Annotated in this window: 15 protein-coding genes; 8 read left to right on the top strand and 7 right to left on the bottom strand. The window is 66.8% G+C overall.

From position 1 onward, the window contains the following. The first annotated feature begins 144 nt into the window (after window positions 1-144). The 5 genes from HRU76_11040 (at window position 145) to HRU76_11020 (ending at window position 5835) form a co-directional block, all read left to right on the top strand. The gene (locus tag HRU76_11040; protein ID QOJ18091.1) at window positions 145-597 is read left to right on the top strand and encodes a hypothetical protein; all 453 of its coding nucleotides are present in this window, start codon (window positions 145-147) and stop codon (window positions 595-597) included. Further along, on the top strand, window positions 594-1793 hold the full coding sequence (locus HRU76_11035; GenBank protein ID QOJ18090.1) for a DUF58 domain-containing protein: 1200 nt from the start codon (window positions 594-596) through the stop codon (window positions 1791-1793). Before HRU76_11040 ends, HRU76_11035 begins: the two co-directional genes overlap by 4 nt. Continuing rightward, on the top strand, window positions 1790-4048 hold the full coding sequence (locus HRU76_11030; GenBank protein ID QOJ18089.1) for a DUF3488 domain-containing protein: 2259 nt from the start codon (window positions 1790-1792) through the stop codon (window positions 4046-4048). The genes HRU76_11035 and HRU76_11030 overlap by 4 nt, the downstream gene beginning before the upstream one ends. Further along, on the top strand, window positions 4045-4800 hold the full coding sequence (locus tag HRU76_11025) for a class I SAM-dependent methyltransferase (protein QOJ18088.1): 756 nt from the start codon (window positions 4045-4047) through the stop codon (window positions 4798-4800). Before HRU76_11030 ends, HRU76_11025 begins: the two co-directional genes overlap by 4 nt. A 156-nt stretch (window positions 4801-4956) precedes the next feature. Then, window positions 4957-5835, top strand: coding sequence for a hypothetical protein (locus tag HRU76_11020; protein ID QOJ18087.1), 879 nt, complete (start codon window positions 4957-4959; stop codon window positions 5833-5835). Between the two features lie 80 nt (window positions 5836-5915). On the opposite strand, the gene HRU76_11015 is transcribed toward HRU76_11020, so the two are convergent. Continuing rightward, complete coding sequence (locus HRU76_11015) at window positions 5916-7838, bottom strand: hypothetical protein (protein QOJ18086.1); 1923 nt, start codon at window positions 7836-7838, stop codon at window positions 5916-5918. Window positions 7839-8046: 208 nt separating this feature from the next. Then, window positions 8047-9804: a TolC family protein gene (locus HRU76_11010; GenBank protein ID QOJ18085.1), complete on the bottom strand. Its 1758-nt coding sequence runs from the start codon at window positions 9802-9804 to the stop codon at window positions 8047-8049. A gap of 249 nt (window positions 9805-10053) precedes the next feature. On the opposite strand from HRU76_11010, the gene HRU76_11005 reads away from it, so the two are divergent. Then, window positions 10054-12843 (top strand): beta-galactosidase, encoded by a 2790-nt coding sequence (locus tag HRU76_11005; GenBank protein ID QOJ18084.1) that lies wholly within the window; start codon window positions 10054-10056, stop codon window positions 12841-12843. 137 nt (window positions 12844-12980) lie between these two features. Next, the gene (locus HRU76_11000; GenBank protein ID QOJ18083.1) at window positions 12981-13580 is read left to right on the top strand and encodes a TetR/AcrR family transcriptional regulator; all 600 of its coding nucleotides are present in this window, start codon (window positions 12981-12983) and stop codon (window positions 13578-13580) included. A 42-nt stretch (window positions 13581-13622) separates the two neighbouring features. Here the strand turns inward: HRU76_11000 and HRU76_10995 are convergent, their stop codons facing one another. Next, entirely contained in the window at window positions 13623-14861 is a 1239-nt protein-coding gene (locus HRU76_10995) for an amidohydrolase family protein (protein QOJ18082.1), read from the bottom strand. A gap of 177 nt (window positions 14862-15038) precedes the next feature. Between HRU76_10995 and HRU76_10990 the strand changes: the two genes are divergently transcribed. Further along, the gene (locus HRU76_10990) at window positions 15039-16223 is read left to right on the top strand and encodes a citrate synthase (GenBank protein ID QOJ18081.1); all 1185 of its coding nucleotides are present in this window, start codon (window positions 15039-15041) and stop codon (window positions 16221-16223) included. Window positions 16224-16247: 24 nt separating this feature from the next. Here HRU76_10990 and HRU76_10985 read toward each other — a convergent pair whose 3' ends face one another. From HRU76_10985 to HRU76_10970, 4 genes are all read right to left on the bottom strand, one after another. After that, a complete protein-coding gene (locus HRU76_10985; protein QOJ18080.1) occupies window positions 16248-17393 on the bottom strand; it encodes a beta galactosidase jelly roll domain-containing protein in 1146 nt (381 codons plus the stop codon). A gap of 450 nt (window positions 17394-17843) precedes the next feature. Continuing rightward, window positions 17844-18110: a hypothetical protein gene (locus HRU76_10980; protein ID QOJ18079.1), complete on the bottom strand. Its 267-nt coding sequence runs from the start codon at window positions 18108-18110 to the stop codon at window positions 17844-17846. Window positions 18111-18269: 159 nt separating this feature from the next. Continuing rightward, entirely contained in the window at window positions 18270-18410 is a 141-nt protein-coding gene (gene ccoS, locus HRU76_10975; GenBank protein ID QOJ18078.1) for a cbb3-type cytochrome oxidase assembly protein CcoS, read from the bottom strand. After that, window positions 18401-20869, bottom strand: coding sequence for a heavy metal translocating P-type ATPase (locus HRU76_10970; GenBank protein QOJ18077.1), 2469 nt, complete (start codon window positions 20867-20869; stop codon window positions 18401-18403). The genes ccoS and HRU76_10970 overlap by 10 nt, the downstream gene beginning before the upstream one ends. Window positions 20870-20878 lie beyond the last annotated feature (9 nt).

The raw sequence follows: 20878 nt of genomic DNA, 5'->3' as shown, positions 1-20878 counted from the left end.
GAACACGCCGGTCCCGTGCGTCGAATCGTGAAAACGCCGTGCGACACCCACGCGGCCCACTACGTCCGCAGTCGGTATCATGTTCCCGCGCCCGTTCGCGTGGCCGTCTACGCCCGGTCGGCCCGGTCAGGATTGGATCCCCTCATGCCCGTTCGTCTTGCATGTGCTGTCATCCTGTGTCTTCTGCTGACCGCTTGCGGATCGTACCGGATTCGCGGCGTGGTGATGGAAGGTGAGTACGGCCTGGTGCAGTTCGTCGATCCGGCCAACCCCGTCTTCAACTGGGGAAAGCGCGTCGGCGGCGCCACCGTGGAGGTTTTCCGCGATCACGACCACCTCAACCGGTCGCTCGCCGCCAGGGTGCGCACGCTGCCCGACGGCAGTTTCGACCTGCCGCTTGACGCCTTCGGGGCCGGGTGGATGGAGGAGACGTGGGAGATTCGCGGCTCGGCGCCTGGGTATCACCGTGCCGCAGAGATCATGGCATTGCCTCGCAATCCTTCCGGTCGGTTGCTGCTGATCGTGCTGCAGCGCGGCGTGGATACGCCGGACCCGCGTGATGATTCCCCCCTGCGCGACTACGAGCGCTTCCGATGAGCGCCGCGCTCCGTCCCCACCTTCCGTTGCTGGCGTCGGTCGGGCTGCTCGCCGGGCTGCTGCTGGCCGCCATGCACGGACAGAACAACCTGCTCTTCTGGGCGGCGGGGGTGCTGGGGGCGGCGATCATCCTCTCCGCGGGGTACGCCACGCTGTGCATGCGGGCCATTGAGGTCAAACGCCTTGATCCCAAGCACGGACTGGTCGGCGAACCGCTGGTCATCCAGTACGCCGTCACCAACCGCAGCCGCTTCCTGCCCGCCTTCAACGTGACGGTGGAGGATCTGCCCCCCCGCGGCACATCGCGGGACCGTCACTTTTCCAACCGCGCCCGCGCCTGGATCATGCACATCGGCCCAGGAGAGACCGTCCATGGCGAGGCGGTGCTCTGGCCGGCGGCCCGCGGTGAGGCGTCGTTTGAACGCCTCCGGGCGTGGACGACTTTCCCCTTCGGCATCCTGCGCCGGACGCGCACCATGTCGCAGCCGGCGCACACGCTCATCTACCCGCGCCGCTATGCGCTCAAGCGCGGCGTGCTGGAGTCCATCATCCCCTCCGGTCCGCTGGGGATGAAACTCTCGAACCGACCGGGCGGAGGCGACGACTACTTCGGGCTGCGCGAGTACAAGCCGGGCGATGGTCGACGCCAGATCGCGTGGAAGCGCTCCGCGGGGGGCGAGGCGCTCATCGTCAAGGAACGCACGCTCCCCAGCCCGCCCCGGCTGCGCATCGTGCTCAATCTGACCGTGCCCACGGAGGCGCTGCAACACGACCCTCGCGGAACCCTCGATCCGTCGGAACTGGAGGAGCGGGCCATCTCCCTGGCCGCCACCTTCGTCCACGCGGGCTACCGGGCGGGCTTCGAGGTGGGGTTGACCGTGCTGGGCATGGACGTCCCCGCCACGCCCCTGCGCCGCAGCCACTGGCACGTGGAGAAGATTCTCGGCGCGCTCGCCGGACTGGACCTGAGCCGCGCGCGGACGCCGGTGGCGGCTCGCGCCACGGCGGACGCGGAGCGGGCCGGCATGGTCATCATCCATCCCGCACGCATCGATACGGGCATCATGCGGCGCGACGGCTGGCACTTCTCCGCCGGGCAGATCGAGCACCTGGTGCTGACGCGCTCGGTGCTGGCCGAAGGCCCGACGCCCCTTTCGACGGCGGCCCATCCCCTGCACGAGGAGGTCGCCGCATGAGGTTGCTGCGATCCTTTCCGGTGGCCGCCTTCGCGCTGGTGCTGCTGGCGATCGTAAGTTTCTGCGCCGCCAAGAACCAGGTGGGATTCCTGCTGGTGACGGGCGCGATCGCCGCCGCATCGTGGTACGTGGCGGAAGGTCCGCGCGGGCTGGCGCTGCCTCGCTGGGCCTCCAACCTGCTGATCATCCTGGCCTCGATCGCGGTGGTGCCGGACATCATCCTGCACCCCACCGACGCGCCGGGCGTGCTGGGACGGTTCGCGGTGTACCTGTGCCTGATCAAACTCTACGAGCGCAAGACCTGCCGCGATTACGCCCAGTTGCTGTGGCTGACGCTGGTGCTGGTGGTGGCCGGGGCGCTGTCGTCGCGCGACCTTCTGTTCGGGGTGGCGGTGTTCTTCTACACCGTGCTGGGCGTGTACGTGCTGCTGCTGTACCAGATTCACGCGGCGCAGGAGCGGGCCGTCCTCGCCCGCCGCATCGAATCGCCTCCGGGTCACCGGCTGGTGCCTTCGGTCCGTCCGGTCATCGGACGCGACGTGACCGGCCAGTTCGCATTGACGGTGCTGGGAGCATGCCTTCTGGGACTGGCGGTGAGCACGCTGGTGTTCCTGTCCGTGCCGCGCGGCGTGGGCGCCGGGTGGCTGCGCCGCATCCTGCCCGACCCCGCGCGTGAGCGGGGCGGCGTGCTGGGCCAGGTATCGCTGACGACCGGATCGCGCATCACCGAATCACGCACGCCCATCTTCCGCGTGCGCGTGCTCAGCCCCTCGGGCGAGCCGGTGGAGTACCCGGGACCGCTGTACCTGAAAGCCAACGCGCTGGATCTGTACGACAGCGCCCAGTTCACCTGGCTCGCCTCTCCGCAGCCCGTGGCGGAGCGCAACGAGCCGCAGACGGTCGGTCCCGCCGGCTTCACGCCCGTGGCGGACTTCTCACGCCTGGGCGCCGTTCCCCTTGAATCCTGCTACACGCTGGAGTTCGAGTCGCTGGCGCCGCTGGACTTCGCGGTCCTGTCGATCGTGGCGCCGATCGCGCTTTCCACCGACTCCGACCGCGCCTTTACGTTCAACCCGCGCACCGGCTCGATCTACCTGCAGGGATTGACGCCCCCGCGCGGCTACCGAGTGAAAGCCGATCCGCGCCCCAGCGACGCCGTGCTGCGGGCACTCAACGGACGAGCGAGCGTGGCGATGCGCTCCACCTTGTACGATGACGATCGCGTGCGGCGGGAGGCGGAGCGCCTGATCCGCGCCGCCGGCCTGCCGCTCAACGCGCCGGTCTCGTATCCCGAGCGAGGCGAGCACAATCGACGCGTGGCCCGGGCGTTCGAGGAGCATCTGCAGCGGCAGTTCACCTACACGCTTGACCTGAGCGACGTGGACATCGAGGGCGACCCCATTCCCAGTTTCCTGCTCGACTTCCGGCGCGGGCACTGCGAGTACTTCGCCAGCGCCCTGGTGGCCATGTGTCAGACCGTGGGTGTGGAGGCCCGCATCGTCACCGGGTACCTGGGCAGCGACTACGAAGGCAACGGCTGGTACACCGTGCGCGAGTCGAACGCGCACGCCTGGGCCGAGGTGCGCACCGGGCCCTTCGCCTGGACGGCGTTTGACCCCACCCCGCCGCAGACGCTCGAACGGTTGCTCAATCCGCCCAGCACCATGGCCGACCAGGTGCGGAACGTGTACGAGTTTCTCGAAGTGGGCTGGCTCGCCAACGTGGTCAACTTTGACGCATCGGCTCAGTCCGCCGTGGCTGACACGATGCGCCTGGACGCGCTGGAAGCCATCAACCGCTTCACGGAGCAGGCGGTGGAGTGGCTGCGCCGCTTTGTTTCGCGGTTCGGCTTCGCCGGCGGGTTGTGGATCCTGGCGGTCTCGGCGGCGGTGTTCGTGGCCGGGCTGGTGGCCGTCAAACTGGTCCGTCGAGCCAGGCGGCTCCGCCGCACGCTGCACCTGGAGCATCTGAAGCGTTCCGAGTACCGGCGTCTGCTCCGGCAACTGGGCTTCTACCTCGACATGCTCGACGTGCTTCGTCGCGCCGGGCTCGCCAAGCCCGCGTGGCAGCCCCCGCTCGCGTACGCTGACGCGATTCAGGCGCGACGGCCTGAAGTCGCCGACCCCGTCCGTTCGCTGACGCGCGTGTTCTACGCGGCCCGATATGGCGGACGCACCCTGACGACCGACGAATCCACCCTGGCCCGCGAAGCGCTGACGCGGCTTGCCCAGCGGCTCTCGGTGCGACTGCCATGAGCCGCCGCTCATCCGACTGGAGACCCCTTGACTCCGAGCAGTCGCAACGCCAGATTGCGGAATTGCTCGATATGCTGGGATCACCTCCCCGCACGGTGCTGGATCTCGGGTGCGGCGACGGCCGCGTCATGCTCCCGCTGGTGCTGCATGGGCATCATGTCACCGGGTGGGATCATGATCCCGCCGCGATCGCCGCGGCTCGAACCGCCCTTCGTCGGCTCGGCGTCAACGCAGACGACCCGCGCGCCCGAACCCGCCTCGAGCGCCGGAACTTCCTCGCCGCGTGGACTGATTTGCGGAGGCGCTTCGACGCCGCCATCATGCTCGGTCGAACGCTGATGACCGTCACCACCCATGACCACCTGGCGACCCTGTTCGGTCAGGTGGCGAAGCGACTGACGCCTGGCGGGCTCTTCGTCGTCGATGACTTCTCCACCGAACTCTGGCGCGAGGTCGCTTCCGGTCGGTGGCGCGAGGGCGTGTCGCGCGACGGGCGGATGCAACTCGTCTGGCAGCCGGGCGAGGCGATTGTGGCGGTTCGGCAGGGTCGCCGGGTGAACCGGCGGCACTGGGCGCCGACCCGCTCCGATCAACGACTGCGACTGTGGACCACCGACGACCTGAATCATCATGCCCGGTCGGTGGACCTGCGATCGGCTCCTCTCCGGACGGGCTCCACGCTGCGGGCCTGGAGCAGGTCCGGAAAGGTGAACGTCGGGGAACATCGGACCGGCCGGCGGCCTTCACGCTGACTCTGGCATCCGGGACAGCCCGCCGCTTCTCCCCAGTCCGCACGAACGCGCGGAACCAGGTGAACACCCCGCCGACCCACTGAAGACGCCCGCGGAACCGGCCGATCCCCGCATGGATCGACTCACCTCATCGCGCCCTGAAACCCGGGATACACCATGCCGGCCACGCGCCTGCGAAACACGGATTGGCATCGCTCCCTCCGCCAGGTGGCGGAACGGGGCGGCTCACTGGACGTCGCCATCGCCAACGATCATCGGGACGAGAACGTCAACGGCGCCAACGTGCTCTGGCGTGTCCGTCTGCTCGATCTGACGGACCAGGCCATTGTCATCGAACATCCCACCACGCTGGGAAAGCAGATCGACCTGGCGACCGGTGTGGAACTGGTGGTGATTCTCACCATCGGGCAGAATCGCTGGATGTTCCGGACGCGCTCCCTCGGGGGACTGCGGCTGGCCGAGGGCGGTGGGCGCTACGGGTCCAAGCCCATCGCCGCCCTGCGACTGGCCATGCCCGAAGTCGTGGAGCGATGTCAGCGCCGCAGCAACTACCGCGTGAGCACCGCATCGCTCAACCTGCCTCACGTTGACGTGTGGCCCCTGCTTGACCCGCGCACCGTCGTGGTGGCGGAACGCGCCAACGAACTGCTCTTCGAGAACGCGACGCCGGGGAACTCACGCACGTCGCCGACCACGGACGAACTGACCCTTCCCGATGTCGGGCCGCGATTCAGCGCGCAGCTGGTCAACCTGGGCGGCGGCGGCGTAGGACTGACCGTCGCCAACAGCGAGTCGCAGGGGCTCCTGCGCCACAAACTCTTCTGGCTGCGCATCGCGCTGCCCCCCGATCTGCCGGCGCCGATCTGCGCGACCGCCAAGGCGGTGCACACGCACATGACCGCGACGCAGGACTACTACGCGGGACTGGCCTTCGACTTTACATTCAACCCCGCTCACCAGCGCGTGGTGGTCGAGCAGATCGGTCGGTACGTGGCCAGCGTGCAGCGAATGCAGATGCTGCGGCGTGCTGGCTGACGACGAAAGGAAACGGCGAAGGTTCTCGGCGACCGGCTGTCGGATGACAACTCCGGTCCCTCGACGCCTTGATGCGTTCATCAGGGCGAACTGCCGGGCTGCTCACCCCGGGTGGCGTTGTTGCCCGGCCCCCGCGGTTCGGAAGCACCCGGGCGTCCGCCCCCGCTTCCGGCTCGATTGCGCATGGCGGCGATCTCGGACTCGTCAATCGCCCCGTCACTATTGGCGTCGAGCCGCTCGAACATCCCCTGCATCTGGGCGGGCAGTTCGGACTTCTGGAGTTTCCCATCGCCGTCGGTGTCGAACTGGGCCATCAGGTTGATGGTTCCACCAGGACGCGCACCCGGGCTTTCGCCGCCGTTGGCGCCTGGCGCCGAGCCGCCGCCCGCCAGGGGCGTGGTGGGAGGCGTCACCCCGCCCGACATTGGACCATTGGCCGCGTCGCCGTTGTTCATCGCCGCCATCGGCGGAACCGGCGGCAGTTTGGCGATGATCTCCGTGGCGCGCGGTTCACGAAGCAGCACGCGATCGCCGAGCGAGAGCCCCTCGACCACTTCCGCGTAAATCTCGCTGGTCCGTCCGATCTTGACTTCCTTCTGGACGAAGCCCGACCCCTGCGCCACGTACACCGACGTGCGGCCCGTCTCGCGGAACACCGCCTGAATGGGGACGAACTGCGCGTCTGTCACCCGATCCAGGAAAATCTCCGCCTTGCACCGCATCGAGGGTTTGAGCCCCAGCGATCCGGCATTCTCCAGCGCGATGCGCACGGTGTAATCGCGGCGGTTGGGATCACGCCACCCGCCGGACTGGGCCAGGACGCCCACGTTGTAGACCCGTCCGCTGAGCGTGGTGGACTGGGCCGAGTCCGGAACCACCGTCGCCTGCTGTCCCGGCTTGATCCGTCCCGCCAGGGATTCGTGCACCATCACCGCCGCGATCATCTGCGACACATCGGGCAGGATGATGACCAGTTCATTGGGGCGAAGCTCCGTACCCACCTGGGGAGGCGAGGTGTTGTTGCCGCGCATCCCGCCGCCCGTCTCCAGCGAACTGGCGTAGACCACCAGACCATCCGCCGGCGCCACGGTCACGCACCCTTCCAGTTGCTTGCGCAGGTCCGCCAGACGTGACCGGCGAATCTCGAGCTGCCCTTCCTTGGTCTTCAGGTCGTCGGTGGCCTTGACGAGCTCCGCCTCGTTCTGCGTGCGCACGCGCTCGAGCTCGTCCTTGGCCTGCTGAACGTCCGACTCCTTCTGCTTGCGGTCGCGCTTGTACTGGTACTGCTCGTAGACCTCCCGATCCAGCTTGGCCTTGAGCAGCTGGGCCTCGGCTTCAATCTTGGCGATTTCGTCGCGCTTGAACTCGTCCTTGCTGATGAACTCCCGCTCCAGCAGCTTGGCGGACTCCTCGTATTTCTCGGTCAGACGCACGAGTTCGCGCTCGGCCTTCTCCAGGGCCAGCGTCAGCCGCTGGCGTTCCGCCTCCACCTCGCCCCGCTCCCACTGCTCCAGAGCCAGCTCCGCGAGCTCCACCTTGAGCTGCGCCTGCTGAAGCCGGGAGTCGTTCTGGCTGATCTGGATTTCCAGCGACTTCTGGGCCGCGGTGACCGCGTTCTGAGCCGTCAGTTCGTTGAGCTCCGCGTCCTTGACCGAGTTGCGAATCTCCTCATCCGCCAGCCGGATGAGCACCTCGCCTCGCTTGACGGTGGCTCCCTCCGGCGCGATGTAGGTGATGACAGCCCGACCCTGAATGGGGTTGCGGATCTCGATCTGGTTGAAGGCCGCCAGTTCACCCGACGCGGGCACTGTGATGTCGAACGAGCCCTTGATGACGCTGAAGATCTCACTGGCGCGTTCACGCGCGGACTCTTCCGAGGTCCGATCGCCGCGGAACCAGATCATCCACACGGCGCCCGCCACGGCAAGCAGGGCGATCAGCGCGATCACCGCCGGCGCCGCCGCGCCGCGACGAACGCACGTCTTCGGGAAACGTCGAACCATGCATGAGCAGAACACGTCGGAAGACATGCGTATTCCCCATCAGGTGAAAGACACTCACAACTTCGCCGCCCGAACCGGACCGGATTCCCACGTCGGCGTCCGATGAAGGACGCCGGGCATGGCCTGACGCTCAGCCGCTCCGTTGCAATCAGGCGAACGCTACGAAACAGCCGCCACCCCGAGGCGATGCCCCGTCATTTGTACGGGTTCAGCCCCCGCCGGCTTCCCCTGCTTCACGATTATTGTCATCTCGATCATCCCGGTCATCATCCGAACGCGGCGTGATGGTCATGCCCTGCAGGGGGCGAATCGTGCCGTCCGAGTTGACGCGAAGCGTTCCCGTCTGCAGCAGGTACTCCAGAATCGACACCTGCAGGTCGCGGTCGGCGCGGTCGCGGTCGTTCTCGGCGCGGGTCAGACCATCGGCGGCGTCGCTCTTGTCACGCGCCGTGGCGCGGTCGGGGGCCACCTCGATGGACTCGAGGCGACGACGGGCGATCGCGATGTTCTCCTCCTGAAGCCGCAGCGAGAAGGCCGCCCGGTCAATCTCGCGCACCGCGTCGCGCACGTCGATCACCAGCGTGTCGCGAAAACGCTGATACTCCCGTTGCGCCCGCTCGGCGGCGATCTGCGCCTGGCGCAACCGCAGACGCTCGGTCTCCCGGTCCAGCGGCAGCCCGAAGGTGATGCCGGCGGAGAAATCGTTGCGCTCGAAGTCCAGCTGCAGCCCGTCGCGATCCTTGCCCGGGTCGCTGGGCACGCCCACCGAGCCGGAGAAGTCCAGATCGGGAAGCAGCTGGTTCTTGGCGATGTCGATGGCCCGGTAGGTGTCGTCAAGCTGATCCCGTCGATTCTGCAGGTCCAGCCGGTAGGCCAGCGCGTTGCGCACCGCCTCATCCATGTCCGCCTCGGGCACCGGAAGCCCCAGCGTGGACGGGACGATTTCGACTTCCTGGTCCACCGGAATGTTCAGCCGCACCTTGAAGCGGTCCACCGCGAGCCGGAAGGCCTCTTTCTGACTGCGCAGATTGTCCTCGGCGAAGAGCACGTCCTGGGCGGAAAGCGCCGCCTGAAACGGGGGCTGACGGCCCGCCTGCACCAGCGCCTCCTCGCGCGCCTGGAAGTCGCGCAGCCGGATCAACTGACGCTCCGAGTTCTCGATCCCGCGCGACTGCACGACCAGTCCCAGGAAGTCCCGTGCAACGTTGACCAGGAACTGCCGACGGAACTCCTCGAACGTGCGAGCGGCGTACACCAGGTTCCGCTCCGCCTGAATGCGGCTTTCCGCCGCCGACAGCCCGGCGCCTCGCAGCAGCGGAATGTTCGCCGACAGGATCAGTTCTGCGGTCTGAACCCCTTCGCCGGCGACCTTCTCGCGCAGATCCTCGGTGGCGCGGGCCAGCAGGCGGGCCGACACATCGCCTCCATAGGGCAGCCGCTGCGTCACCCGCAGGTCATTCACCACGCGCAAGGCGCTGTTGTAGGCGTTGTCCTCGGCGACGCCCGTCACGGTGGCGCTGACGTCGTTGAAGAACCGCGGCCCCCACGCATGACGCTCAATGAGCAACCGCAGCGCGGCGAGAATGTATTCCTCCTCCGCCGACTTCAGCTCCCGCGCCTGACGCATGGCGATGGCCAGTGCTTCCGTCAGGTCCAGCCGAAGAACACCCTCCTGAACCACCGACCCGGACGACTCCAATCGTCCGATAACTGATTTCGCCTCGACACCAGCATCCGACCTCTCCACCCGCTCGCGGAATGGGATGGCCTCGGCCGCCGGATTGTTGGTCGGCGGTCGATAGATTTCAGATTTTGGGTATGTCAGCGAACGACCCGCGGCGTACCCCGTTCGATCGCCGCTGGGAGGCAGAGCATCCGTCCCAATTGACGCGCTCGTCTCGCGCAGGATGGCGTCGGTGCGGGCATCGATGGCGTCGAATGGCGACTCACAACCACTTGCCAGCAAAGCAATAACGACGACGGCTGCCGTCGGTGACCAGCGCCGGCTCCGACCCCTCGATATCCGCCCGTGATCGGGCGGAACCCTTTTCACATGCATCGCGCGTTCCTTGACGTGGAACCCATTGTACGGGTGTTGGCGGCGCCTCGTTGCCGCGAACACAATTTGAAACCGCTCCTCATCGGTTCGTATTGTTGGCTTCCTGCTCCCTTGCCATCGACTTCCGGGGCCACCACGCTGGGAAAACACCCGACGATGACACGAATCACCCACGACGGCCAGAGTTTTTCCATTGACAATCGCCGCGTGTGGCTGGTCGGTGCGGGGATCGACTACGCCCGCGTACCCCCGGACATGTGGGCGGACCGGATCGCGGCGGCCAAGCAGGCCGGCTTCAACACCGTCGTCACCACCTGTCCCTGGCTGGTTCATGAGCCGCGCAAGGGTCGCTACGTCTTCGACGGGTTCGGCAACGTCCGACGATTCGTCGAGTTGTGCATCGAGCAGGAGCTCTATGTCGGCGTGAAGGTGGGGCCCTACGTGGGCGGTTCGTATGATGGCGGCGGGCTGCCCTCGTGGCTGCGCGAGATCGCCTCGATCTCGCTTCGCGATGGCGGGCCGCTCTTCATGGAGCGAGTGTCGCTCTACCTGCGCAAACTGATCGGCGAATTCAGCAACCTGCAGGTGACGAGCGCCAAGCCGGGGGGCGTGATCTTCGTGCAGGCGGAGCAGTCGTGGCACTGCACCAATGACGACCTGGCGGAATCATACCTGGCGGAGATCAACCGGCACATCCGGGAGAACGGCGTCTACGTGCCGATCTTCACCGCCAACGGGCTGTGGATCGACACGCCCGGCACCGTGGAAACCTGGACAGGGTGGGACGGGTTGCTGTCGAACCTGCGTCAGTTGCGGGTCATCCACCCGGATCGTCCGCGGGTCGTGAGTTCGCTGGAGATCGCCTCGCCGGTGGTGTGGGGCGAGGAGCCGCCCCCCCAGCGGGACGCGGACGCCATCGTGCATCGTGTGGCCCAGGTCCTGGCGGCGGGGGCGCAGCCGATGCTGGCGGGGTTCCACGGGGGAACCAACTTCGGCTTCCTGGGCGGTCGCATGCCGGGCGGACCGGATCGATTTGTCGCCACCGCCGCCGCCCCCGGAACCCTGCTGGGCGAAGGGGGCGCCCGAAGTGCGAAGTACGAGCGCGTCAAGCGCATCATGACCTTCGCCAGCCACTTCGGATTCGTCTTCGCCGAACTCGACACCGACTACCAGCCGGTCACTCTGGCGGTGGATCAGATCGGGGGCGAGGACGCCGCCTCGAGACGCAAGCGTTGCGGCGGGCCCGCGGTGGTGCCCCTGCGCGGGGCCCAGGGTCGCGTCGTGTTCCTGTTCGACGAGCCGGGGGTGACCGACCAGGCAGCCACGCTGCTGCTCGACAACGGGCTGCCGCTGACGATCCACATGGGCGACCAGTGGGTCACCTGGCTGCTGCTGGACGTGGACCTCGGGGGACGGGGCCGGCTGGATTACTGCAACCTGCGCCCATTTGCGCTCATTGACCGCTCCATCCTGGTGCTGTACGGGCCTGAGAAGTCGCCGGCGCACCTCTCGATCAACGAGTCGGCCATGGAAACCACCGTTCCCACCGGCGCCAAGCCGCGGGTGATCCGGCATGGCGACATGACGGTGGTGATCTGCAACGAGCAGCAGATTGACGCGACCTACATCGCCGGTTCGCGCGTGTACGTCGGCGCTGACGGTCTGGACGCCTCGGGGCAGCCGCTGCCCAAGCCGGGCTTCACGCATATCACGGTGATCGGAGGACAGGGCGAGGAGACGCAGACGCAGCGCGCGGCGCCGATCGTGAAGGCGCCGCCGACCATCCGACTGGACACGTGGGGATACGTGTCATGCTCGGGGTACGTGGACGGCTCGAATCCGCGGTTCGCCTCCATCGCCGGGCCGGAGACGCTCGACGCCTGCGGCACGCCCAGCGGCTACGGGTGGTATCGCGTGCAGTTCAAGTCGGCATCGGCGGCCAAGCGCCTCTGCGCGGTGCCGGACATCGGACAGCGGCTGCATCTGTACGTCGACGGTGACCCGATGGGGATCGCCGGCACCGGCCCAGGCGCCATGGGCAACTTCTTCGAACTCAAGGTTGGCAAGGGCGAACATGTCGCCGTCGGACTGGCGGATCACACGGGACGATTCTCGGGCGGCAATGACTTCGGACGGCGCAAGGGCTGGTTCGGGCATCTCTTCGCCGTCAAACCGGTCAAGGCGAGCCGACCGAAGATCGAGTCCGGCGAGCCGATCTCGCCGCTCTCCGTGCGACCTTTCATCCTCGGCCAGTCGGAGACACGGCTCACCAGCGATCAGCAGATCGTGTGGTCGTTCGAGCACCGACGCAAAACGCCCATCATCATCCACGTTCACAACGTGGAGGCGTACGGCGCTTTTCTGCTCAACGGAACGCCGGTGACGTGGTACGCCGGCGCCACCGGCGAGACCGCCATGCGCTTCGTCGTGCAGGCGGATGACAGCAGCCCCTTCAAGCGAGGCAGGAATGAACTGCGCTTCGCGCCCGACCCGGACTGCGTGAATGGCCTGGACGCGATGATGAAGTCGCTCGCCCTGTACGAATGCGTCGAGAACCTCACCGAGGGCGGGTCGTGGGGCTTCGCGCGGTGGGAGGCGCCGCCTGTCGGCCAGTTCGCATCGCCAGGACGGGGCGGACCCAAGGTCAGCAAGGGACAGCCCGGCTGGTGGCGGACGACCTTCACCCCCAAGCCCAGCACCGTGCCGGCCTGGTTCGACACCGAGGGACTGAGCAAGGGACAGGTGTACCTCAACGGCCACAACGTGGGGCGATACTTCACCGCCACGGCGACCGGAGCCAGGGTCGGACCGCAGCGCTGCCTCTATCTGCCCGAATCGTGGCTCAAACCCGGCGAGGAGAACGAGATCATGGTCTTTGACGAGCATGGGTTCGACCCGTCGAAGACCCGCATCGAGTACCGGGTGCGCGGCGAGTTCGAGGTGTGATCGTCTCGACCGGGATTGACCGTGAACCGGTGGCGGCGCACCTTCGGCGCTCAACTCATCCCACGCCCCACGCCCACGGCGGCGGATCGCGTCCATGCCGCTCCCTACACTCTTTCTTCACGTGAGGAGATTCAGGCATGGCGGGGCGTCGGATGCGCGCGCCGGAGCGGCGCAGACAGTTGCTCGAAGTCGCGGCGGCGGAGTTCGCCCGCCGCGGGTATCACGGCACCACCACCGCCCAGCTCGCCAAGGCGGCAAAGATCACCGAGCCCATCCTCTATCGTCACTTCACCAACAAGCAGGCGCTCTTCGTCACGCTGGTGGATGAAGTCGGCGATGAGGTGATCGCCGCCTGGCGCGCGTCGCTGGAGCAGGCGACGACCCCCGCCGAGCGACTGGGGGTGCTGCTGGCCGGGAACCCCGCCACGCATGAACGCGGACGCGGCATCTATCGCGTCATCTTTCACGCCATGAGCGAGTCGCGCAACGACGAGGAGATCATGGCGGCTCTGCAGCGGCACATCGGACGGCTCACCGCCTTCCTGACCGACGAAATCTCGCATCTGCAGCAGCAGAAGGTGGTGCGGAAGGACGCTTCCGCCTCGGGCATCGCCCTGCACCTGGTGCAGGTGGCCATCGGCTTCGGCATGCTCGAGCCGCTTGGAATCAAGGGCGTCAGCAGCGCCAAGGATCGCACCGACGTGCAGCGGCTTCTCGCCACGCTGCTGAAGGCGTGACGCGCCGACCGGGGAACGCAACCGGGGGCGAACGTCCGACGCTCACGCGACCATCGGCCGCCCGGCCACCAGTCGATCAACGATCCACGTCTCCTCCCACCCGTGAATCAGCCGTCCGAAGAAGTGCCTGTCCGGCTCGATCGTCGATCGCAGCACCAGCAGGTCGGCGCTGGCGCCGACCTCGATGCGGCCCATGTCGCGCCAGCCGAGAGAATCGGCGTTGCCGCGCGTGATCAGGTCGAACGCCTCGCCGGGCGTAGGGACGAGGGCCTCGGCGTCGATCGTCATGCGGCGCAGTTTCGCCGCCTCGATCATCGCCCGCGCCACGCGCGGCATGGCGAAGTCCGGCCCCGCCGCCACGTCCGACCCGAGGGCCACTCGCACGCCGTGTTCGCGGGCAGCGCGCAGATTGAACAACCCCGATTCGAGAAACGTGTTGGCGCCGGGGCAGTGGACGACCACCGACCCGCGCGAGGCGATCAGCGACCATTCCTCATCGCTCAGGTGAATCCCGTGCGCCAGCAGCGTGCGGGGCGTGAGCAGGCCGAAGCGGTCGTACACGCCGGTGTAATGCGGATCCTCGGGGAACAGTTCGCGCACGCGGGCGCACTCCGCCTTCGTCTCGGCCAGGTGCGTCTGCAGGAACAGGTTGCCGCTGGGATCTTCGGGCTCGCGTTGCTTGGGTGAATCGGGAAACCCCGCCGCCAGTCGTTCGCCCGTGCGCCGCAGCATCGCTTCCGAACACGACACGGCGAAACGCGGGTTGAGAGAGGTCACCAGCCGCCCCCGGGCGCTGCGGACCAGCCGCGCCTCCGGCTGACCAAGCAGCAGGTCCGGCGCCTCGCGGTCCATGAGCGACTGCCCCACGACGGCGCGAAGGGGCATCGCATGGGCCGCCCTGATGACCGCCGTCACCCCCGCCAAATGGCTGGAGAGATACCCCGCGTACCCCAGCGTGCCGGCGCGAAGCATCCGCCGATACGCCCGCGCGGCGGCCTGCTCCGCATGGCGCGGCTCGGCCCACTTCGACTCGGCGGGGTAGATCGCCTGTGCAAGCCATTCGAGCAGTTCCAGCCCGTCCACGCCGATCGAGTCCACCTGGGGAAGGTGGACGTGGGCGTCGATGAAACCGGGGCAGATGATGCAGTCGTCGCCGCCCAGATCGGGTGTGGCAGGGCAGGAGCCCGGCTCGACGCGCGCGATGCGATCGCCCGCCACCTCCACCCAGCCGGACTGTGGAATCGACGATCCATCGAGAATCAGGCGTCCGGCGAGTCGCATGATGAGGGTGATTTCCCTGTTCGGCGCATCGTGGCAGCGGCGGGCGTCGCGGGCTATGATCGAACGAAGTGGAGGCCGGTGGCGTGCATCGCCCGGCCGATCATTCGCGAACCATGTGGGGCTGACGACGCCGGGGATGCTGATCCTACCGGCGCGACTTGTGAAAGGCAGCAAGCCATGACCGCCACCGCCACGCCGACCACCGACAAGCCCGCCTCAGCCACCAAACCCGCCACCTTCAAGGATCCGGGTCTGGCCAACGTCATCGCCGCCGACACGAGCATGTCGTTCATCGACGGCGCCAAGGGCGTGCTGGAGTACGTGGGCATCGACATCGACTCGCTGGCCCGCAACTCCACGTTCGAGGAATCGGTGTTCCTGCTGTGGAACCGCCGCCTGCCGCGCAAGAGCGAACTGGACGCCTTCGTCAAGTCCATCCAGCAGGAATACGACATCCCCGACGCCATGCACGGCATCATCGCCCGTATCCCCGCCGACGCCGTGCCCATGCAGGCGCTGCGGACGCTGGTATCGGCGCTGGCGCTCTTCGACCCCGAGACCGAGGACGGCTCGCCCGAAGCCAACCAGCGCAAGAGCATCCGCCTGCTGGCCAAGACGGCGACGCTCATCGCCGCCTTCGACCGCCATCGCAAGGGCAAGTCCTTCGTCAAGCCCGACAAGTCCCTCAACGTGGCCACCAACTTTTTGTGGATGCTGCGCGGCGAGAAGCCCACCGAGGCCATGGCCAAGGCGCTGGATGTATGCCTCATCCTCCACGCCGACCACGGCTTCAACGCCTCCACCTTTGCGGCCATGGTGACGATCTCCACGCTGTCGGACATGTACTCCGCCGTCACCACCGCCATCGGCACGCTCAAGGGCCCGCTGCACGGCGGGGCCAACGAGGAAGTGATGGTGATGCTGCAGGAGATCGGCTCCATTGACAACGTCGAGCCCTACATCAAGGGCAAGCTGGAGCGCAAGGAGCGCATCATGGGCTTCGGCCACCGGGTCTACAAGGCCTACGACCCGCGGGCCACGTACCTCAAGACTTTCGCTCAGCAGATCGCCAGCGACACCGGCAACCAGAAGCTCTACGAGATGAGCCGCAAGATCGAGGAGATCATGCGCGAGGCGGTGGCGGCCAAGGGCATCCTGCCCAACGTGGACTTCTACTCCGCCACCACGTACTACTCGCTGGGGCTGGATGTGGACCTGTTCACGCCCATGTTCGCCATGAGCCGCGTCTCCGGCTGGTGCGGGCACTGCATCGAGTACCTGGCCGAGAACAAACTCATCCGCCCCGGCGCGGACTACGTCGGCCCGCACGGCGTGAAGTACGTGCCGATTGAGCAGCGGTGATGGTCCGCAAACCGCTGGGGCTGGCTACTTGCCCTTCGGCGCATCGGGCGATGTTCCCGTGGCAGACTCGGCCTGCTTGCCGGCTTCCTTCGCCTCATCCTTGGGTGCCGGCACGACCTCGATAATCCCCACGTCGATGTACTGAGGGCCGCCCAGGTTCCTGCACGTCACGGCCAGCACGTTTTCACCCTTGACGAGCGCTTCGCGTGCTTCCTTCGGGAACTCGATTTCCTTGTACCACTTCGTGCGCCCCTTCAACTCGACGATGCGCGCGCCGTTGATGAACACTTCGGCGTCATCGTTGTGGTGGAACCGAAGCCGGAGAGGATGCTCGGGCAGCGAGTCGATCTTGAAGTGATGGCGCAGCCAGATGGATTCGGCGGTCCACTCGGTGCCCACCTTGGCGCTTGGCGTGTTGGACGTGCCGAATCCCGCCTTGCCGGTCAGCCATTTCGAGTCGTCGAAAGCAGGGTTGGCCCAAGCGGCATCATCACTTGGCTTCTCGAGTGTGTACCGCCACTCGATCGACCCGAACTCGGCGGTGGGGACGATTCGACGCGGTGCGACCTCCTCCTTCTCGTCGGGCAGCGCGGTATTGCCGGCTTTGCCGACTCCTTTCGGTTCCGACTTGAGCCATGATGGGACAATGTCGAACTGCAGGAAGTAGGCGAGCACCTCAGGGTCCGATTCGACTCTATCAATTGCCGCCAGGAACTCCTGAAACACGAACAGTTCGGTCCCAATCATGCTCGCCCGCGCAGCCGCTCGCATCGAGGGCGTGGATGGCATCTCTGTTTGATGCACAACATCAAGAAAGGTCTGGGCCAACGGCTTGATCTCGTCGGCGCTAAGATCGCCATCACTAATGAGCGTCCCGATGATTGTGAGCGTATATAGCCGCAACTGCTCATGGTTTGCGTCATCCAACACCGTGTCGCGCAGCGCCTCAATGGCTCGACCTCGATCAACTCCGTCGACGTTCTCCAGCAAGTCCATCTGGATGTTGAGACGGGCGTTCACCTGGGTCGAGACGTCAGGTTCGAGCCCCGGTGGGAAGTACGAACGATAGTCAATCTCCGTCCCGGTTGCGGGCGGATCGGGACTTGCCCGTAGAAGTGACGCGGCTGCAATTCCAGAAGCCATCGCAGCGAGTGCGATGGTGATGGTCACGAAGTGGCTTCGCATGATCGCTTCCTCTCGATCACATGAATGTACATCCGCAACCGGCGGGGGCTGGCGCACATGTCCAATCGTCAAAGCACAACGCCTGACACGCTGACATGTAGGGATTGCATGCGGCCAACCGGGCACAGCAGGTGACGCACTTCTGCAAGTTGGAATTCTTGCACGTCGTTCCGCCCTCGTTCTGCAAACAGTAGCAACACCACTCAGGACAGGATGGATCAAGCGAGGAATGGTTGGCAGGCGTTGCGACAACGGCCGTCGCCAGGAACCCCAGAGCGAAGGTCAAGAGTCCAAGAATCAGTTTGGTCGTCACGGTAGCTCTCCCCTCAGGATCAATCTACCTCCCCCCGCTCCCCCGTGTCAAGTTCTGACTGGTGCTTTCTCAAGAATATCGCAAACCCCATTCAGCCAACGACTTGCGACGATTCGAGCCGCTCACGTCGTACAAACGCTCCGCGATTGTGTGATCTGCAGCCCGACGATCCAGCAAATCAGACCCCAAGCGGTCAGCACCGCCATGTCCCGCACTGGGAACGCCCCGTCGCGGATGATGATCGCCGGGCGGTAGTACTCCATCAATCCCAGGAACCGGAACTGCCTGGCCGGCTCCCACAGACCGGCGATGAAGTTGAGCAGGAACGACGCCGCCGCCACGCCGAACACTGCGGCCATGGCGCGGCCGAACGTCGATCCGGTTAACATCCACCGTCAGGTCAACTCGGACGATGCCGACGCGAAGACCGTCGCGTTTCGTCAACCCGGATGTGCGGATCATCGGCACGGCCAGAAGGATGGCTGCGTTCCTCCATGCCGTCAAGGTATGAGACAGCGTAACCCCTCTCTCTCCCAGCGGGGCTTGCATCACTCATCATCCACGATCATCCGCACCGACGGCGTATCGAGGTCGTCATACTGACCCGACTTGGCCGCCCAGATGAACGCGGCGATCGCCGCAGCCACCACTAGCAGACCGAGTCCGAAGACCACGTAGATCACTGACATGGCGGCCCTCCAAACGTGCGCGAGCGGAATGAGAGCGTCACAACCGTCAGCGAACTGATCGGCATCATGATCGCGGCGATGAGCGGGTTGATGACGCCTGTCACCGCCAGCGCGGTGGCGATGGCGTTGTATCCCAGCGACGCCGCCACGTTGCGCCGGATGACTCGCAGCGCGCGCTTGGCGCCGTCGAGCATCTCCACCACCGGGGCCAGCCCACGTGACGCGATGAACACGTCAGCCGCCTGAAGCGCGGCTTCCGCGCCGCCCTTCACCGCCACGCCCACCGTGGCGGCGGCGAGCGCGGCGGCGTCGTTCACCCCGTCGCCGATCATCATCACCGGTCCCTGCGCCGCGGCCTCGCGGATCCATTCGGCCTTGTCTTCCGGCGACACGCCGCCGTGACAGTCGCCCGGCTCGACGCCGATCGACGCCCCCACCACCCTCACCACGTCCGGGTGATCGCCCGAGAGAATCGCCACGCGCCAGCCGCGCCGGCGCAGCTCAGCGACCACGGCCGCGGCGTCCGGCTTGATGGGGTCGCCAACGCCCGCCACAGCGCGCACCACGCCGTCCACCGCGATGAACACCGGCGATACGGCGCGAATCGTCAGGTCATGCTCGACCCGATCGATCAACGCAGGCGGTTGTGCGCCCTGATCTGTCACGAACGCGCGGCTGCCGATCCGGATGGCCTGCTCTCCGGCCGCGGTTCGAACCATCGCTGTCATGCCTCGACCGGTCGTTTCAGTCACGGCGAGCACTTCAACCGAGTCGTCCGGTTCGGACGTCTCCGCCCTCAGCCCCATCACCATCGCTCTGGCGATCGGGTGTGCCGAGTGCCGCTCGACCGCCGCGGCGATGGGCTTGAGCGAATCGTCACCGTGCCACGACACAAGAGACATCTCACCCGCGGTGACGGTTCCGGTCTTGTCCAGCACGGCCAGCCCGGGCGAGGCAAGCCGCTCGATCACGTCGCCGCCCTTGATGAGAATCCCCCGCCGCGCCGCCTGGCCCAGCGACGCCACCACCGCCAGCGGTGTGGCCATGCCCAGCGCGCACGGACAGGTGACAATGAGCAGCGCCATCGAGCATTCCAGGGCGCGTGAGGGATCGACGAGCATCCACGCACCCGCCGTGCCCGCCGCGATGGTGAGCACCACGATCACGAACACCGACGCAACCCGATCCGCCAGCCGCACCAGGCGCGGCCGCGCATGGGCGCTCTCCGACACCAGTCGCATCAATCGCCCGATGCGGGTGGATTCGCCCGTCTCCGTCACCTCCACCACGAGGCGCGCGCCAAGGTTGGTCGTGCCCGCGTGAACCACGTCGCCGACCCCTGCCGGCACGGGGCGCGACTCACCGGTCAGAATCGCGCGATCGATGTTCGAGGCGCCTTCGCGCACCACGGCGTCCGCCGGGAAGGAATCGCCCGCGCGAACTTCCAGCCGATCGCCGCGCGCGATGGAAGTGATGGGAACCTCCCGTAGACCATCGCCCTCAATCCGCCGCGCGGTCGACGGCGTGAGCGCCAGCATGGCTTCAACTGCCTCGTACCCGGCGCGCTGGCGGCGGGTCTGCAGGAATCGCCCGGAAAGCAGCAGCAGAATGAGTACGGTGATGGAGTCGAAGTAGACCTCGCCGCCGCCGCGCACGGTGTTGACCGCCCCCGCGATCAGACCCGCGGAAAGGCCGATGGCGATGGGAAGGTCCATGTTGACGGTACGGGCGTGCAGGGCTTTCCACGCGCCGCGGAAGAACTCGCGCCCGGGCCACGCCACGCTCACCGTCGCCAGACCCAGCGTGGACCAGCGGAAGAGCGAAAGAAACTCCTGCTCCATGGCGTGGAACATCGCTCCGTACATCGCGAAGGAGATCACCATCACGTTGCCCGCAATGGCTCCCGCCACGGCGATGCGCACCATGCGACGGCGGTCCTCGGCGCGATGGCGCTCACGCGCCGCGTGCCCGCGCGCCGGGTGCGGCACGTAGCCGAGCCGGTCCAGCCGACGTGCGATCTCCGACAACGCGATCACGCGCGGATCCCACGCCAGATGGACCATGCCGCGGCCCAGGTCCAGCCGCGCTTCGATCACGCCCGGGGTCAATCGTGGCAGTTTCTCCACCAGCCACACACAGGCGGCGCAGTGGACGCCCTCAAGATAGAACTCCGTCTCGCACCGCGCGGGTGAGATCGCGCGGCACGACGCCGCAAAGTACGCCGGGTCATCAAAGCCCGCGAAGGACCCATTCGAAGGTCGCGCCGGTCGAGGGGCGGCGCCCGTGCGATGGCGCACGGCGTAGAAACGCCCCAGGCCACTTCGGTGAAGGATGTCATGCACCGTGCGGCAGCCGGCGCAGCAGAACTGTTCCGCCGCGCCGGACTCGATCAGCCCGGCGGGGACGGGCAGACCACAGTGGGTGCAGGCGGTCCTGGCCGCACAGGGCGGTGCGACCAAGCAGCCCCG

This window comes from Phycisphaeraceae bacterium (assembly GCA_015709595.1).
In the GTDB taxonomy this organism is placed as follows: domain Bacteria; phylum Planctomycetota; class Phycisphaerae; order Phycisphaerales; family SM1A02; genus CAADGA01.
Note: the sequence above shows the minus strand (reverse complement) of the source record. Positions and strands in the feature narration are given on the sequence as shown.

Coding starts and splice junctions, on each gene's coding strand:
- HRU76_11020 (QOJ18087.1), top strand. CDS start 4,957: ATGCCGGCCACGCGCCTGCGAAACACGGATTGGCATCGCTCCCTCCGC.
- HRU76_11015 (QOJ18086.1), bottom strand. CDS start 7,838: ATGGTTCGACGTTTCCCGAAGACGTGCGTTCGTCGCGGCGCGGCGGCG.
- ccoS (QOJ18078.1), bottom strand. CDS start 18,410: ATGTCAGTGATCTACGTGGTCTTCGGACTCGGTCTGCTAGTGGTGGCT.
- HRU76_10980 (QOJ18079.1), bottom strand. CDS start 18,110: ATGTTAACCGGATCGACGTTCGGCCGCGCCATGGCCGCAGTGTTCGGC.
- HRU76_11005 (QOJ18084.1), top strand. CDS start 10,054: ATGACACGAATCACCCACGACGGCCAGAGTTTTTCCATTGACAATCGC.
- HRU76_10995 (QOJ18082.1), bottom strand. CDS start 14,861: ATGCGACTCGCCGGACGCCTGATTCTCGATGGATCGTCGATTCCACAG.
- HRU76_11030 (QOJ18089.1), top strand. CDS start 1,790: ATGAGGTTGCTGCGATCCTTTCCGGTGGCCGCCTTCGCGCTGGTGCTG.
- HRU76_11035 (QOJ18090.1), top strand. CDS start 594: ATGAGCGCCGCGCTCCGTCCCCACCTTCCGTTGCTGGCGTCGGTCGGG.
- HRU76_11040 (QOJ18091.1), top strand. CDS start 145: ATGCCCGTTCGTCTTGCATGTGCTGTCATCCTGTGTCTTCTGCTGACC.
- HRU76_11000 (QOJ18083.1), top strand. CDS start 12,981: ATGGCGGGGCGTCGGATGCGCGCGCCGGAGCGGCGCAGACAGTTGCTC.
- HRU76_11025 (QOJ18088.1), top strand. CDS start 4,045: ATGAGCCGCCGCTCATCCGACTGGAGACCCCTTGACTCCGAGCAGTCG.
- HRU76_10990 (QOJ18081.1), top strand. CDS start 15,039: ATGACCGCCACCGCCACGCCGACCACCGACAAGCCCGCCTCAGCCACC.